We start from the raw sequence: 14,665 nt of genomic DNA on the forward strand, positions 1-14,665 counted from the left end.
TCACAGTGCCTTTTCCATCATCCGGTGCGGGATGCCGGCGTCGTCGAACTCCTCGCCATAAGCGGCGAACCCCAGCTTTTCGTAGAACGGGATCGCATGTACCTGCGATCCCAGAACCGCCTTGCCGAACCGCCCGTCGGCGCGCATCTCGGACAGGCAGGCCTCGATCAGAGCCGCGCCGAGACCGGTGCCGCGCAGGTCCTTCACCACGCAGACCCGGCCGATCTTGCCGATCTCGCCGTTGGGCAGGATGCGGGCGGTGCCGACAGGCCGCCCGTCGCGCAGCGCCAGCAGGTGAATTGCCACCTCGTCATAGGCGTCGCGCTCGATGTCGGCAGGCACGCCCTGTTCATCGACGAAAACCTCGAACCGCAGCTTCAGGCAGGTTTCAAGATCGTCGGTGCGGGTGATCGTCACGCTCATGCGAAATAGTCCTTCAGGATGCGGGCGTAGATCGCCTTGAGCTGGTGCACCTGGTCCACCGCCACGCGCTCGTCGACCTGGTGCATGGTCTTGCCCACAAGGCCGAATTCCACCACCGGGCAGTGATCCTTGACGAAACGCGCGTCGGATGTGCCGCCGGTGGTGGAAAGGTCCGGTTTGACGCCGGTCTCTGCCTGCACGGCGGCAGCCACCAGGTCGGACAGCGCACCGGGGGGCGTCAGGAAACTCTCTCCCGAGATTTTGATCCTCGCGTCGATCGTCACGTCGAACGCCTCCGCCACGGCATCGGCTTCGGCCCGCAGCCAGTCGGTCAGGTCCGCGCCGGTGTGGGCGTCGTTGAAGCGGATGTTGACGCAAGAGGTGCATTGCGCAGGGATCACATTGTTGGCCGGGTTGCCGGTGTCGATTGTCACCACCGCCAGCGTTGAGGCATCGAAGTGCTCGGTGCCGGTGTCGAGCTCATGGCTGGCCAACCTGTCCATCAGCCGCGCCATCGCCGGCAGCGGGTTCTTGGCACGGTGCGGATAGGCAGAATGGCCCTGCACGCCGGTCACCGTGAACCAAGCCGTCATCGAGCCGCGCCGGCCGATCTTCATCATCTCGCCCATGGTGTCGGGGCAGGTCGGCTCGCCAACGAGGCAGACGGACATCGCCTCGCCCTCGGCGTCCATGTGCTGAAGCAGCGCGCGGGTGCCATGATCGGCATCACCCTCCTCGTCACCGGTGATGGCAAGGATAATGGCGCCGTCGGGCGGCGTGTCGCGCACGAAATCCACGGCGGCGGCGGCAAAGGCCGCGACACCCGACTTCATGTCGGTCGACCCGCGACCATAGAGGAAACCACCGTCGATCTCGGCACCAAAGGGATCGCGCGTCCAATCGGCTGGATTGCCCACCGGCACCACATCGGTATGGCCGTTGAAGCCGAAGGTCTTCGGGTGGCCCTTGTCCCCCCAGCGGGCCAGCAGGTTGCTGATGCCCTCGCGCTCGACGCGGGTGCAGGTAAAGCCGGCGGGCTCCAGCAGGTCCTGCAAAAGCACCAGTGCGCCCCCTTCTATTGGGGTGACCGAGGCGCAGCGCACCAAGGCGGCGGTCAGGTCGAGCGGATCGGTTTGTGACATGAAAGCCCTTTGACTGCTGAATTTGTGACCTATTTGCAGCGGCTTGCGCCACCGCGCACCGGTTTCGCTTAACAGATGGCCGCCAACGGTGCTAGGCTTCCCGGCAACAATAAGCGCCGGTTCGGGCGCGGCAGCCCCGCGCTTGCCGTCCGACAATGACGGCGCAGAGTGGTGGAGCAGAACCATGACAAGGATTTGCGTCGTCCCCCGCGCCGTGGCGTGGCACGGGGACCGATGAGCTGGATCGCGGCAATTTCGCCGTCCGGTCGGCCGAGGGTGTTTCCGCCCTTCGACCGGGTTTCCGCGCGCGGCCCTCTGCGCCGGGGCACGGTGCTGCTGGAATGCACGATGGCGGACGTCACGGCCGCCACGCCGATCCTGCGCCTCCCGCTGCAGGCCCATGCCGCCGGCCATCTGTCGATCCTCGCACTGCCGCAGGGCTCGTTTGCGCTGGTCGTGGCGCAAGGGCGGCGGATGATACACCGGACCCTGCGACTGTCCGCCGGGACCGCCCGGGTGCGCCTCAGCTTCTCATGGGATTGCGAGGCCGGGACCGCCCGGTTCTCGGTCGAGGAGGTTGGCGGGACAGGCTTCGTGACCGGCACCCTGGACGCGCCCGCGCCGATGGCGGTGGAAAGCCTGACCGCCTTCGACGCGATGGCGATCTGCCGCTCTGGTTCGGCCAGCCTCGGCTTCCTCGCCCTGTCCAACCGGGTCGAGCCAATAGGCCCCATGCCCGGCTTCGCCGCGCGCACCTTTGTCGAAACCCCGTTCGGCGCGCGCGAGCTGGAAGCATTGCGCTGCGGCGATCTGGTGTTTACGCGCGACGGACCGCCCGAACCGGTGCTGCATGTCGCACAACGCGTTGTGCCGGGCCTTGGCAGCTTCGCCCCGATCCGCCTGCGCGCGCCCTATTTCGGATTGCAGCGCGATATCGTCGTGGCACCGCACCAGAAGATCTTTCTCAGCGGCGACGCGGTGGATTACACCTTCGGCTGCGAGGGCGTGCTGGTGCCGGCGGGCTATCTCGTAAACGGCATCTCGGCTCTGCAGGAACCCAACCTTCCGCTGGTGCACTACGCGCAGGTCCTGTTGCCCTCTCATGCGATCATGGCGACCAGCGGGACATGGGCGGAAAGCCTATATGTCGGACGGCTGCGACGTGATGGAGAACGCCTGGGTGCGACCCTGCTGGCGGCAGTCGATCCGACCCTGATGCCAGAACAGGCGCATCTCAATCCGCCGGTGCTGAAACGCTACGAGGCGCAGGCGCTCGCGGAAGTCGCCTGAGGGAAAATCCGTCGACGGATTTTGCAATTCTCATCGATGAGATTTGGCGGCGCCGGGGGGGGGGCGGTCAGTCCTAGTCTTCCAGCGGTTCGTAGAAAGGCGTCATCTGCGCCACGATGACGGCGTTCTCGTCCAGTGCGCGCTGCATAAGCTCGGCCTCTTCCGGCTCGATCTCATCGCCGGCCTTGCGGCGTTCGTCCAGAGTGCCGTGGCCGGTCACGTCCAGCGGCGCCATGTCGGCCTGTTTCAGGATCGCCACGGTCTCGCGCACCGCCTCGGCCTCGTCGACGCCGGAGGCGTAGCAGATCAGCCCGGCGCCGGTGGCGTCCTTCGGCAACCCATCGCCGGACTTGCGGCCGACCTGGACCACCAAGGTGTAGACCTGATGCGGCTTGCGGGGAGGCTTGGTCATTGCACGCTTTCCATCGGACGGTGGTGCCGGGGGGCACCTGCGGGCGCCTCCGGCGGAAGTAACTTTCAGCGGTAGGCACTTGGGATGGTGCCTTTGACCGCCCGCCTGCGTTAGTCGCGCAGCAACTCGTTGATGCCGGTCTTGGACCGGGTTCTCTCGTCGACGCGCTTCACGATCACCGCGCAGTAGAGGCTGATGTCGTTCTTCGACGGCATCGAGCCCGCGACAACCACCGAGTAGGGCGGCACTTCGCCGTAGCTGACGTTGCCGGTCTCGCGGTCGACGATCTTGGTGGACTGGCCGATGAAGACACCCATGCCAAGGACCGAGCCTTCGCGAACGATGCAGCCCTCGACCACCTCTGACCGTGCGCCGATGAAGCAGTTGTCCTCGATGATGGTGGGGCCGGCCTGCATCGGTTCGAGCACGCCGCCGATGCCGACGCCACCCGAGAGGTGCACGTTCTTACCGATCTGGGCGCAGCTGCCGACCGTGGCCCAGCCGTCGACCATGCTGCCTTCGTCGACATAGGCGCCGAGGTTGACGAAAGACGGCATCAGAACCACGCCCGGCGCGATATAGGCCGAGCGGCGCACGATCGAGCCCGGCACGGCGCGGAAACCGGCTTCACGCCACTGGTTGTCGCCCCAGCCTTCGAATTTCGACGGCACCTTGTCCCACCAGCCGGAATTGCCGTTGCCGCCGGGGATCTGCTCCATGTCGTTGAGGCGGAAGGACAGCAGCACCGCCTTCTTGGCCCACTGGTTGACGTGCCAGTCGCCGCTGTCCTGCTTTTCGGCCACCCGCAACTTGCCGCTGTCGAGCGCGTTCAGCGTGTCCTCGATGGCCTCACGCGTTTCGCCGCCTGTCGACGGTGTGATGGTGTCGCGCGCGTCCCAGGCGGCTTCGATCGCGGCTTCAAGCTGGGCGTTGGACATCGGGGCATTCCTCTCGGCTTCGGTTCGGTTCTCGGTGCCTATACGTCGAAGGGGCGGTCTTCGCAATCGGGGTTGAGTTCCGTCAGTTCGTACCATCTTCTAGGCCCACACACGCAGATGCAGGATGATCCCATGACCGAACACCGCCGCAGCCGGTTCCGCGACGCACACGAAGACCGCGCCGAGGTGGACCGGACACCGGACACGCCGCAGACGCGCGCGTCGGCCTATGCGCTGGCCTTCGCCGACGACGATTTCCTCTGCCGGGACGAACTGCGCCCGGTGCGCTTGCAGCTGGAATTGCTCAAGCCCGAGATGCTGATGACCGAAGCCGGAGTCGACAGTACCATCGTTCTGTTCGGCGGCGCTCGCATCCCGGAACCGGCCAAGAAGCACGAGGCGCGGACCAAGACGCTGGCCGGACTGTCGCATTTCTACGACGAGGCGCGGCGCTTCGCAAAGTTGATGACCGAGAAGTCGATGCAATCGGGCGGCCGCGACAACGTTGTGGTCACCGGCGGCGGGCCGGGGGTGATGGAGGCGGGCAACCGCGGCGCGCACGAGGCGGGCGGCCATTCCATCGGGCTCAATATCGTGCTGCCGCATGAGCAGGCGCCGAACCTCTTTGTCACGCCGGAGTTGTGCTTCAACTTCCACTACTTCGCGATCCGCAAGATGCACTTCCTGATGCGGGCGCGGGCGGTGTGCGTCTTTCCGGGCGGCTTCGGGACGATGGACGAGCTGTTCGAGGCGCTGACGCTGATCCAGACCGGGCGCATGGACCGGGTGCCGTTCCTGCTGTTCGGCCGCGAGTTCTGGGAGCGGATCGTCAACTGGGAGGCGCTGGCCGATGCCGGCACCATTGCGGCCGAGGACCTTAACCTGTTCCGCTTCGTGGAGACCGCCGAAGAGGCGATGCACCTGATCGATAACTGGGACCCGGCGCCTGCGCGCGAGGATATTCCCGGTCGGCCTCAAGCCGACGACACGGCGTAGGGCGTCAGGTGCGCAACTGCGCCGGCAGGGCACAGATCTCGCGGCCATGCGGCAGCGCCGTCACGACGTCGCCGTGTTCTGTATGCGCGATGGCAAAGCCGTAGCCGGCAAGACGGTGTTCCCATTCGCGGTGGCTAAGCGCCTTGGCGCGTTCCGATTGCAGCAGGGCGATGACCTGATTGATCTGGGTGCTCGACATGACGTCTCTCCATTGTTTCTTATCCATGGCTAATTTACGATTTCGACGCCGATCGTGCGCAAGTGGGGCATTTTCGGGACGCCACCTTTCCCTCTTCACCCGTCCCGGACCTGATCCGCACCACCTGTGCCGATGCCATGAGATCCCAGATCAAGTCCGGGATGAGAGACCACGTCCGGGGGGCGGCACGCGCCTATCCGCGGTCGAGCCGCGTGCTCAGGTGAATCAGGCTTTCCGACGATTTCACACCCTTCGCCTCACCGATGCGGTCGAGCGCGGCGTCCAGCGCTTCGGTGCTGTTGGCCTCCAGCGTCACGATCAGGTCGAACCGGCCTGATGTGGTGTGGACCCGTTTCACGTCAGGCAGGGACTTCAACCGCGCCAGCACCGCCGGGCCGGAGCGCGGCTCGATGGTGACCAGCACCGTGGCGCGGATCGCGGCACGTGCCGCGGTGCCCCTGCGGATGGTGTAGCCGGCGATCTGTCCCTGCCGTTCAAGGCGTTCGATGCGGGCCTGCACAGTCGTCCGCGCGAGGCCGAGCTTGCGCGCGAGCGTTGCGACGGACTGGCGCGCGTCTTCGGCCAGAAGGCTCAGCAGTTGAGTGTCGGTCTCATCCATTTGACGAAAGTTTCGGCGGTTTGACGGAGAAAAGCAACATTTCGCACAAGCTGCCAAGCGGATTCGACAGCGGGACCGGCGATCCTGAAGGAAAAGAGGTGCCCGATGCAGTACAACCCCGCCCCCTATGCCGACCCCGTCGCCGCCGCCCTCGGGCTTGACCCTGACGAGGCCGTCGCCTGTTTCTGTCCCGCGGCGCTTCAGTCGCAGGTTGCGCGGTTCCGGGCCGGCTTTCCGGGCTTGGTGAGTTTCGCGGTCAAGGCCAACCCGGGACGCGAGGTTCTGGAAACGATGGCGGGTGCCGGCATCGCCGCCTTCGACGTTGCCTCGGTCGCCGAGATGCAGGCGGTGCGGGCGGTAAGCCCGGATGCCGCGCTGCACTATCACAATCCGGTGCGATCCACGGCCGAGATTGCCGCGGCACGGGCGCTGGGCGTGACCTCGTGGTCGGTCGATTCCGCAAGCGAACTGGCCAAGATCGCGCCGCACGCGGGCGATGAGATTGCCGTGCGTCTGGCGCTCAAGGTCTCCGGCGCGGCCTATGATTTCTGCGCCAAGTTCGGTGCTGAACCGGACCGTGCCGCGCATCTTCTCCGCAAGGTCGCCGAATCCGGCGCACGCCCGTCGCTGACCTTCCACCCCGGTACGCAGTGTAATGACCCCGAAGCCTGGCAGACCTACATCCGCGCCGCCGCGACTGTCGCGCGGCAGGCAGATGTGACGTTGCATCGGCTCAATGTCGGCGGCGGGTTCGCCTCCAACCGCGACGGCAATGCCCCCGATCTGGAGCAGGTGTTCGCCGCCATCCGCGCGGCTACTGAGAGCGCCTTCGAAACTCCGCCGCAACTGGTCTGTGAACCGGGCCGCGCGTTGGTGAGCGAGGCGGTGACGCTCGTCACCCGGATCAAGGCAATCCGCGACGACGGCGCGGTCTTCCTCAACGACGGTCTCTACGGCGGTCTGGCCGAGATGCGGGACATGACCGTTCCAAAACGCTTCCTTGTGGTCGGACGGGACGGCGCGGCACGCACAGGCAAACCGCGCCGCAGGACTGTTTTCGGCCCGACCTGCGACTCCGTCGACCGCCTGCCCGGACGCATTGGCCTGCCCGCCGATTCCGCCGAGAGAGATTTTATCCTCTGGCCCGGCGCCGGCGCATACGCCATGGCGCTTTCGACCGATTTCAACGGCTACGGAATCACCCGCGTGGTCACGGTGACGTCACCTCTGCCCTAGGCTGGACAGCCGGAGCATTTCGCCTAGTGTCGGCCGAGATCACCGACAGGAGAGGCAGATGGAAAAATTTGGCAAGAGCCAACCCGTGACCCGGGTTGAAGACGTGCGTTTCCTGAAAGGCGAAGGTCGTTACGTCGACGACATTGCACCCGAAGGCGCGCTGTTCGGTTTCATGTTCCGCTCGCCGGTGGCCCATGCCGAGATCACCACGCTGAATGTCGATGACGCCCGCGAGGCCGAGGGCGTGCACATGGTGGTGACGCTGGCGGACCTCGAGGCCACCGGCGTGCATGTGGGGCTGGACGGCACCGTGGTCACCAACATCGACGGCTCCAAGGGCGCCAGGCCCGAACGCCCGGTGCTGGCGCGCGGCAGGGTGCGCTTCGTGGGCGAACCCATCGCGATGATCTTCGCCGAGACCCTGCAACAGGCCAAGGACGCGGCCGAGCTGATCGAGCTGGATTACGACGAACTTCCCGCCTGCATGACGCTGGCCGAGGGCGAGACCGCGATCCACGAAGAGGCGCCCGGCAACCTCGCCTATCACTGGGGCATCGGCGACCAGCAGGCGACCGAAGCGGCGTTTTCCAAGGCCGCGCATGTCGTCTCGCTTCAGGTCGAGGACAACCGCGTCATCGCCAACCCGATCGAGCCGCGCGGCTGCTATGCCGAGATGGAGGGCGAGCGGATTCACGTGGCGATCAACGGGCAGGGGGTCTGGGACTGCAAGGACACGATCTCTGAAGCGCTGGGCATGGACAAGGAGATGGTCCGCATCACCAACCCCGACGTCGGCGGCGGCTTCGGCATGAAGGCCGGCGATTATCCGGAGTACGTGGTCTGCGCCTATGCCGCGCGCGCTTTGCAACGCCCGGTCCGCTGGATGTCCGAACGCACCGAGGCGATGCTCACCGACAACGGCGGCCGCGATCTGACCTCGCTGGCCGAGATGGCCTTTGACGCCGATCACCGCATCCTCGCCTACCGTGTGACCACCGAAAACAACCTCGGCGCCTACAACTCGGGCTTCGGCCAGCCGATCCAGACCCAGCTTTTCTCCAAGGTCCTGCCCGGCAGCTACGACATCACGACCGCCTGGCAGGAGGTGCGCGGCTATTACACCAACACCGTGCAGGTCGACGCCTACCGCGGCGCCGGCCGGCCCGAGGCGATCTACGTGATCGAACGCCTCATGGACCGCGCGGCGCGCGAGTTCGACATGGACGGATGGGAGCTGCGCCGGCGGAACTTTATTCCCGTCGCGAAGTTCCCCTATAGAACGGTGACCGGCGAACTTTACGACGTCGGAGATTTCAACCGGGTCCTTTCCCACGCCGAGGAGGCTTGCGACCGTGCGGGGTTCACCGCGCGCAAGGCCGCGTCCGAAGCCAACGGAAAACTGCGTGGAATTGGACTTTGTTACTATATCGAAAGCATCCTCGGCGATCCTTCCGAAGGCGCAAAGGTGACTTTCGATGAGGATGGCGGCGTGTCGCTCTATGTAGGAACACAATCGAACGGGCAGGGGCATGAAACGGTCTATGCCAAGTTCCTGTCCGATCAGACCGGCATACCGGCCGACTGCATCCGCGTAATCCAGGGCGACAGCGATCTCATCAGGAAGGGCGGCGGCACGGGCGGGTCGCGCTCGGTCACGACGCAGGCCAATGTCACACTTGCGGCGGTATCCCGGATCGTTGCCGCATTCGCGCCCTACTTGGCGGATAAGATGGACGTCGAGGAGAGCGCAGTGAGTTTCGATGACGAAACATTCCGCGCAGAGGGCTCGAACCAGTCGCCAACAATGCTGGACGTGGCCCGGATGGCGCGCGATGACGGACGTGAGGATTTGCTCACGTTCGAGGCGCGTGAAAAATTGCCCGGTCGCTCCTATCCCAACGGTGCCCATGTCGCGGAGGTCGAGGTCGACCCCGAGACCGGCGAGGTGACGGTCGAGAAATATACCGTGGTCGATGACTTCGGAAACCTGATCAACCCGCTGTTGGCCGAGGGTCAGGTCCATGGCGGCGCGGCGCAGGGCATCGGTCAGGCGCTGACCGAACGCGTGGTCTATGACGACGATGGCCAGCTGCTCACGGCAACTTTCATGGATTACGGCATGCCGCGTGCTGATATACTTCCAATGATAACGTTCAAGACCGAGCCGGTGCCATCGACCGCCAACCCGATGGGCATGAAGGGCTGCGGCGAAGCCGGGACCGTCGGAGCCATGGCGGCAATGGGCAATGCAGTGCAGGATGCACTGTGGGATCACGGAGTGCGACAGGCGGACATGCCGTTCACCCCGATGCGTGTATGGAGAATGCTGAAGGATGCGTCTGCGACGGCTGCATAAACACCTGACGGAATGGTTTGCGCGCAAGCTCCGCTTCAAGCAAACCAGATCCGGGCCGCGCCGTGGCCAGCGTACGCATGTCATCCTGCTCGACGGAACGATGTCCAGCCTCCGCGAAGGCCATGAGACCAACATCGGTCTGATCTACAAACTGCTCTGCGAGGCGCCGGGCGACCTGTCGATCTACTACGAACCCGGCGTGCAGTTCCCGGATTGGCGCGCCGCTTGGGCGGTGATGACCGGCAAGGGTATCAACCGTCAAATCCGCCGCGCCTATGGCTACCTCGCCTCGCGTTACCGGCCCGGCGACCGGATCTTCCTGCTGGGCTATTCGCGCGGCGCTTTTGCCGTGCGCTCGCTCGCAGGGCTGATCGACCGTGTCGGTCTTGTCACTGCCCGTCACGCGCTTGAACGCAACGTCGCCACCGCCTACCGCCATTACGAGACCGCCCCAGACAGCGATGCCGCACTGGCCTTCCGCGCGGCCTATTGCCATCCCGAGGCGCCGATCGAGATGGTGGGTTGCTTCGACACCGTGAAGGCGCTTGGCATCCGTCTGCCGCTGGTCTGGCGGCTCTCGTCGGACCCGCATGCCTTTCACAACCACCAGCTCGGCCAGTCGATCCACCACGGCTATCACGCGCTGGCCTACGACGAACGCCGCGCGGCCTATGCACCGGTGCTGTGGGATGTCCCCGAGGGCTGGAACGGCCGGATCGAACAGATGTGGTTTGCAGGCACACATGGCGACGTCGGCGGACAGATCGACGGGCTGCCCATGGCGCGGCCACTGGCAAACATTTCCCTCGTCTGGATGCTCGAGAAGGCCGAGGCCTGCGGCATTGCCCTGCCCGAAGGCTGGCGCAATCGCTATCCCACCGACGTGGACGCGCCGTCGATCGGCACATGGAGCGGCTGGAGCAAGATGTTCGTGATCCGCAGCCCCCGCCGCAAGATGCAGGACCCGTCCGAGCGGCTTCACCCCACCTTGCAGGAACGTCTGGACCGCGGCAGCAGCGTGTCGCGGTTGATGGAGATGTCCAGAGGCATGACCAACGCGATGCTGCGGCGAAACGGCTGAAATTCACGAAGTGGTGAGCGGCCCTGTTTTCTTCCGAACCGTTGCCTATCTGTATCTCATGACATGCGAGGCCGGAACCCTTGCATGAACTTCACTGTCCCTCGTTCCGCACTCTGCGCCCAGATTGATCTGGGCGCTTTTTTCTTGTCCGTAGTGCCGCTAGGGTCGCGCTCATGAGCTATTCCGACGATTGTCTCCGCAAAATCCTCAAGCGCAGCAAATGCGTCGCCGTCGTGGGCGTGTCGACCAATCCGGTGCGGCCCAGCTACTATGTGGCGCGTTATCTGAAGCTCAAGGGCTACCGGGTGATCCCGGTGAATCCCGGCCATGCCGGCAAGGAACTGTTCGGTGAAGTGATCCGTGCCGACCTGTCCGAGGTGTCCGCAGACGTCGATATGGTCGACGTCTTTCGCCGGTCCGAGGCGGTGCCGGAAATTGCCGAACAAGCGCTGGCACACCTGCCCGACCTCAAGACCTTCTGGATGCAGATCGGCGTGCAGCACGACGAAGCGGCGGCAATGCTCGAGGCGCGCGGCGTCGACGTGATCATGAACCGCTGTCCCAAGATTGAATACCAGCGGCTCTTCGGCGAGCTGCGGATGGGCGGTTTCTCGACCGGGATCATATCCTCGAAGCTCTGATATTGCGCGCTGCCGTCCCGGACCTGCTGCGGGACCTCTGCGCCAACGCCGACCATGCGGTCCCGGCGCGGCGCCCGGGACGAGGTAGCGGCATCCTTCTGCGTTACAGGTCGATCTCGATCACGCCGCCGGGGTCGGCCGCGCGGCTCTGGCACAGGATCACGCTGTCCCGCCGCTGCGCCTTCGACAGCACGAAATCGCGGTGCTCCACCTCGCCCGAGACCAGCCGGCAGCGGCAGACCCCGCAAATCCCGTCTGAGCATTTCACGTCCACATGCACCCCGTTTTCGGCCAGCACATCGGTTGCGGCCTTGTCTGCCGGCACGGTGAACGCGCGCCCGTCCGAAAGGCGCAGGGTAAAGGGATGGTTCGTGTACTCCGGCATCTCGGGCACCGAGAAATGTTCCAGATGCCGCGCCTCTTCCGGCCAATCCGCCGCCTCGGCCGCCGCGATCACCGCGTCCATGTAACGGTCGGGCCCGCAGGTGTAGACGTGCCAACCGGGCCTGTAGCCGGACATCAGCCTGCCGAGGTCTGCTCGCGTGCCTTCGTCACTGACGTGCAGGCTGACCCGGTCGGCCCAGGGAAAGCCCACGATGTCTTTCATGTAACCTGCCGCCGCGCGTGTCGGGACCGAATAATGCAGCGCGAAGTCGCGGCCCAGCGCGTGCAGGCGGTGGGCGAAGGCGATCATAGGCGTCACTCCGATGCCGCCGCCCATCAGCAGCACCCTGTCGGCGTCCTCGACCAACTCGAAATGGTTGATCGGCTTGGAAATGAAAACCTTGCGCCCCGGCGTGAAGATCCGGTGCATCAGTTTCGATCCGCCGCGTCCTGCCTCCTCGCGCAGCACCCCGATCTGGTAACGCGATCGGTCCGCCGGATCGCCCGACATCGAATATTGCCGCAGGAACTCGGGCGCCACCACGATGTCGAGATGCGCCCCCGCCGTCCACTCCGGCAATTCGCCACCGTCAAGCGCCGCAAGTTCGTACTTGGTGATGTCGTCCGAAATCCGCTCGGCCTTGACCGCCTCGACCCGGATCACCGGCGCATCGCCGGGCACTCGGTACACATGCGGCGGCGCGTCACCCCGCGCCAGCTTCAGCTTGTACTCCTCGGCGGTGACCATCGCCTGATAGGCCTCGATCCCCGCCTCGCGGTCCATCGGGAACGGGTAGGGCCAGGGATGCGGCGCCAGCGGCGCCGGATAGACCGCCAGCGTCTGGTCCTCGTAGCGCAGGTCAAGGTCGGTCTGCAGATCGCGCCGGTTCAGCGGATGACGCGAGGGGCGATAGCCGCCGTCCTCCTGCAATTCGATATCCCACCACCATTTCTTGACGTCGTTCAGCCCGCCGCGTCCGGCCATGTCGTCGAGCTTGGCCAGCGGCCGCGCAAGCGCCGGCAGGTTGGAGGCCGCCCAGCGGAACGGCGCCTCGGAGAACAACCCTTCCAGGTTCCAAGGGCAGGTCTTCATGCAGCGCCCGCACATCGCGCCGCCGGGCGTGGTGATCCGGTAGGTGGCGCATTTCTGACTGTCGGATTTCCAGATCTCATAGCCGTTGAACATCAGCTTGGGTCCGGCGGTGATCGCCCCCGAGGGGCATTCGCGGGCGCATTTGTTGCAAGCCTCGCAGAAGCTTTGCAGGCCGAAGTCGATCGGCTTGTCGTGCGCCACCGGCATGGTCGTCGTCACCACGCCGGATTTCAGCCGCGGCCCGAGATAGGGGTTCAGGATCACCTCGCCTATGCGGCTGACCTCGCCCAGCCCGGAAAGCAGCAGCAGCGGCGGTTGCAATACCTCGCCGTCCATCACCGTATGCGCCTTGGCCGGGTAGCCGAGATTGCGGATCTGCTTGGCCATGACCCCGCCCAGCAGCGAAAAGCGCAGGTAGGCGCGCATCGACTGCGCGACCGAGATCCAGTCGTCGCCCGACGCGCCCTCCATCGTCTCGAAGCCCTGATCGACGATCATGCTGACCGCCTGATCGTGCGGCGGATCAATCGGCGCGCCGGTGGCGTCGTGGCTGTACCACGTCCAGTCCGGACAGCGCGAGATGCCGACCGCGTCGATGCCCAGGAAATAGCTCGCCGCCTTGACGTTGGCCGCATTGCGCCGGGCATCCGTGGGGCGTGGCCCCTCAGGCTCCGCCTCGCCGTCCTGGATCAGCACGAAGGCGCCAAGCGCCCGGCGCTGGGCGAAAGACGGCGCCGATTTGCGCACGTAGTGCCCGCCCTTGGTGGCCTCCTGCAACGGCTTGCCCATGTCGCCGAACTGCGCCCGCGCGAACATGTCGGCGCGCTTCGGCACCCGCGCCACGTTGGCCTCGTCTATAAAGGTGGTGGGGTCGTCCACCCGTTTCAGTCGTTCAAAGGGGTGCGGGCCCTGCGCGAAGTCGCGCTTGGCAAAGGGGTCGCGGTTCAGCGCAGACTTGGCATGTCCATGGCCCAGCCACCAGCCGGGGCGGAACAGCGGCTGTTCCTCTGCCAAGGGTTCGTCGGCGGCCAGTTCCAGCGTGCAGGTCACCGCCGCCAGCCCGAAGCTGCGGCCGACGTAGGGCGCGGTCAGGTGATCGTCGGCGGCCAGGCACAGCCCGGCGGCCACTGCCAGCCGGTGCAGGCAGACATCCGAGGCGGTGGCGGAATGCGCCTTGGCGTCCCAGCCCAGCAGGCGGATGTAGTTGGCAATCACGCAGGCGGTTTCGTTGGCGCGCAACGCGCCGCGGTGGGCGGCGGCATCCGTCAGCCAGTCGGTGCCCGGCTCGCCGCGGCGCGGGTCGCGCGGGTTGTCGTACAGATAGACGACGGCGTGGCTGTGGCCGTCGACGCTGCTGGGCGGCGCCTCCATGCTGTCCTTAAGGTCGGCCATGATGACGTCGATGCCCGAAGCCAGCGTCTTGGTCTGCCGCGTGCGCAGATCCTCGGCAAGGCGGTCGATGTCGGGGTTGGCGCGCGGTTCATGCAGATGCATGTCGGGCGTCAGGCGGCAGATGCCCACCATCGCGGCGTCATTGAAATAGCCGAAGGCTTTCAGGTGGTTGGCGCGGTCCTCGGGATCTTCGGGTATCTCAGACCGGACCTTGTTCACCAGCCCGTCGCGGATCGCATCCAGCATCGCCTGGTATTCGCCCATGGCATTGACGATGTTTTCGGGGGTGTCAGGGCGGTTGAAGGAAAGTTGCGCCATCGGCGGCACGGCCGAGAGGTCGGCGCTGTCCCCGCGCCGCAACCGCTCGAGCGGGTAGGGACCGAGGTGTACCGGCCGCTTCCTGTCCGAGAAAAATCTGAACCCCATGTCACTCCTCCCGGCGGCGATAGGGACACCGGCAGGA

The 14,665-nt window shown here is 65.5% G+C and carries 13 protein-coding genes; 6 read left to right on the forward strand and 7 right to left on the reverse strand.

Annotated features, from left to right (window positions below):
• Positions 1–423: a GNAT family N-acetyltransferase gene (locus AC04PT_RS08180; RefSeq protein ID WP_482873161.1), complete on the reverse strand. Its 423-nt coding sequence runs from the start codon at positions 421–423 to the stop codon at positions 1–3.
• A complete protein-coding gene (dapE, locus tag AC04PT_RS08185; protein ID WP_482873162.1) occupies positions 420–1,565 on the reverse strand; it encodes a succinyl-diaminopimelate desuccinylase in 1,146 nt (381 codons plus the stop codon). The genes AC04PT_RS08180 and dapE overlap by 4 nt, the downstream gene beginning before the upstream one ends.
• Positions 1,566–1,784: 219 nt before the next feature.
• On the opposite strand from dapE, the gene AC04PT_RS08190 reads away from it, so the two are divergent.
• The gene (locus tag AC04PT_RS08190) at positions 1,785–2,855 is read left to right on the forward strand and encodes a Hint domain-containing protein (protein ID WP_482873163.1); all 1,071 of its coding nucleotides are present in this window, start codon (positions 1,785–1,787) and stop codon (positions 2,853–2,855) included.
• A gap of 73 nt (positions 2,856–2,928) precedes the next feature.
• On the opposite strand, the gene AC04PT_RS08195 is transcribed toward AC04PT_RS08190, so the two are convergent.
• Both AC04PT_RS08195 and dapD read right to left on the reverse strand, forming a co-directional pair.
• Positions 2,929–3,267, reverse strand: a complete 339-nt coding sequence (locus AC04PT_RS08195; RefSeq protein WP_482873164.1) for a hypothetical protein — start codon at positions 3,265–3,267, stop codon at positions 2,929–2,931.
• Between the two features lie 110 nt (positions 3,268–3,377).
• On the reverse strand, positions 3,378–4,205 hold the full coding sequence (dapD, locus tag AC04PT_RS08200; RefSeq protein ID WP_482873165.1) for a 2,3,4,5-tetrahydropyridine-2,6-dicarboxylate N-succinyltransferase: 828 nt from the start codon (positions 4,203–4,205) through the stop codon (positions 3,378–3,380).
• 132 nt (positions 4,206–4,337) lie between these two features.
• Between dapD and AC04PT_RS08205 the strand changes: the two genes are divergently transcribed.
• Positions 4,338–5,201 (forward strand): LOG family protein, encoded by an 864-nt coding sequence (locus tag AC04PT_RS08205; protein ID WP_482873166.1) that lies wholly within the window; start codon positions 4,338–4,340, stop codon positions 5,199–5,201.
• 4 nt (positions 5,202–5,205) lie between these two features.
• Here AC04PT_RS08205 and AC04PT_RS08210 read toward each other — a convergent pair whose 3' ends face one another.
• Together AC04PT_RS08210 and AC04PT_RS08215 are read right to left on the reverse strand one after the other, a co-directional pair.
• Positions 5,206–5,427, reverse strand: a complete 222-nt coding sequence (locus AC04PT_RS08210) for a hypothetical protein (protein WP_482873167.1) — start codon at positions 5,425–5,427, stop codon at positions 5,206–5,208.
• 166 nt (positions 5,428–5,593) lie between these two features.
• Positions 5,594–6,019: an Lrp/AsnC family transcriptional regulator gene (locus AC04PT_RS08215; protein ID WP_482873168.1), complete on the reverse strand. Its 426-nt coding sequence runs from the start codon at positions 6,017–6,019 to the stop codon at positions 5,594–5,596.
• Positions 6,020–6,124: 105 nt separating this feature from the next.
• Here AC04PT_RS08215 and AC04PT_RS08220 point away from each other — a divergent pair, with 105 nt between their 5' ends.
• The 4 genes from AC04PT_RS08220 (at position 6,125) to AC04PT_RS08235 (ending at position 11,333) form a co-directional block, all read left to right on the forward strand.
• Complete coding sequence (locus AC04PT_RS08220; protein ID WP_482873169.1) at positions 6,125–7,255, forward strand: type III PLP-dependent enzyme; 1,131 nt, start codon at positions 6,125–6,127, stop codon at positions 7,253–7,255.
• A 58-nt stretch (positions 7,256–7,313) separates the two neighbouring features.
• A complete protein-coding gene (locus AC04PT_RS08225) occupies positions 7,314–9,611 on the forward strand; it encodes a xanthine dehydrogenase family protein molybdopterin-binding subunit (protein ID WP_482873170.1) in 2,298 nt (765 codons plus the stop codon).
• Positions 9,589–10,692: a DUF2235 domain-containing protein gene (locus tag AC04PT_RS08230; RefSeq protein WP_482873171.1), complete on the forward strand. Its 1,104-nt coding sequence runs from the start codon at positions 9,589–9,591 to the stop codon at positions 10,690–10,692. Before AC04PT_RS08225 ends, AC04PT_RS08230 begins: the two co-directional genes overlap by 23 nt.
• A gap of 173 nt (positions 10,693–10,865) precedes the next feature.
• Positions 10,866–11,333: a CoA-binding protein gene (locus tag AC04PT_RS08235; RefSeq protein ID WP_482873172.1), complete on the forward strand. Its 468-nt coding sequence runs from the start codon at positions 10,866–10,868 to the stop codon at positions 11,331–11,333.
• A gap of 103 nt (positions 11,334–11,436) precedes the next feature.
• Here the strand turns inward: AC04PT_RS08235 and AC04PT_RS08240 are convergent, their stop codons facing one another.
• A complete protein-coding gene (locus AC04PT_RS08240; RefSeq protein WP_482873173.1) occupies positions 11,437–14,628 on the reverse strand; it encodes a 2Fe-2S iron-sulfur cluster-binding protein in 3,192 nt (1,063 codons plus the stop codon).
• Positions 14,629–14,665: the final 37 nt, after the last annotated feature.

Source organism: Litorisediminivivens sp. KMU-197 (genome assembly GCF_056858395.1).

What these genes read in the sequence shown, in the direction of transcription:
- AC04PT_RS08235 (WP_482873172.1), top strand. Translation starts at nt 10,866, where the DNA reads ATGAGCTATTCCGACGATTGTCTCCGCAAAATCCTCAAGCGCAGCAAA.
- dapE (WP_482873162.1), bottom strand. Translation starts at nt 1,565, where the DNA reads ATGTCACAAACCGATCCGCTCGACCTGACCGCCGCCTTGGTGCGCTGC.
- AC04PT_RS08220 (WP_482873169.1), top strand. Translation starts at nt 6,125, where the DNA reads ATGCAGTACAACCCCGCCCCCTATGCCGACCCCGTCGCCGCCGCCCTC.
- dapD (WP_482873165.1), bottom strand. Translation starts at nt 4,205, where the DNA reads ATGTCCAACGCCCAGCTTGAAGCCGCGATCGAAGCCGCCTGGGACGCG.
- AC04PT_RS08230 (WP_482873171.1), top strand. Translation starts at nt 9,589, where the DNA reads ATGCGTCTGCGACGGCTGCATAAACACCTGACGGAATGGTTTGCGCGC.
- AC04PT_RS08215 (WP_482873168.1), bottom strand. Translation starts at nt 6,019, where the DNA reads ATGGATGAGACCGACACTCAACTGCTGAGCCTTCTGGCCGAAGACGCG.
- AC04PT_RS08225 (WP_482873170.1), top strand. Translation starts at nt 7,314, where the DNA reads ATGGAAAAATTTGGCAAGAGCCAACCCGTGACCCGGGTTGAAGACGTG.
- AC04PT_RS08180 (WP_482873161.1), bottom strand. Translation starts at nt 423, where the DNA reads ATGAGCGTGACGATCACCCGCACCGACGATCTTGAAACCTGCCTGAAG.
- AC04PT_RS08210 (WP_482873167.1), bottom strand. Translation starts at nt 5,427, where the DNA reads ATGGATAAGAAACAATGGAGAGACGTCATGTCGAGCACCCAGATCAAT.
- AC04PT_RS08195 (WP_482873164.1), bottom strand. Translation starts at nt 3,267, where the DNA reads ATGACCAAGCCTCCCCGCAAGCCGCATCAGGTCTACACCTTGGTGGTC.
- AC04PT_RS08240 (WP_482873173.1), bottom strand. Translation starts at nt 14,628, where the DNA reads ATGGGGTTCAGATTTTTCTCGGACAGGAAGCGGCCGGTACACCTCGGT.
- AC04PT_RS08205 (WP_482873166.1), top strand. Translation starts at nt 4,338, where the DNA reads ATGACCGAACACCGCCGCAGCCGGTTCCGCGACGCACACGAAGACCGC.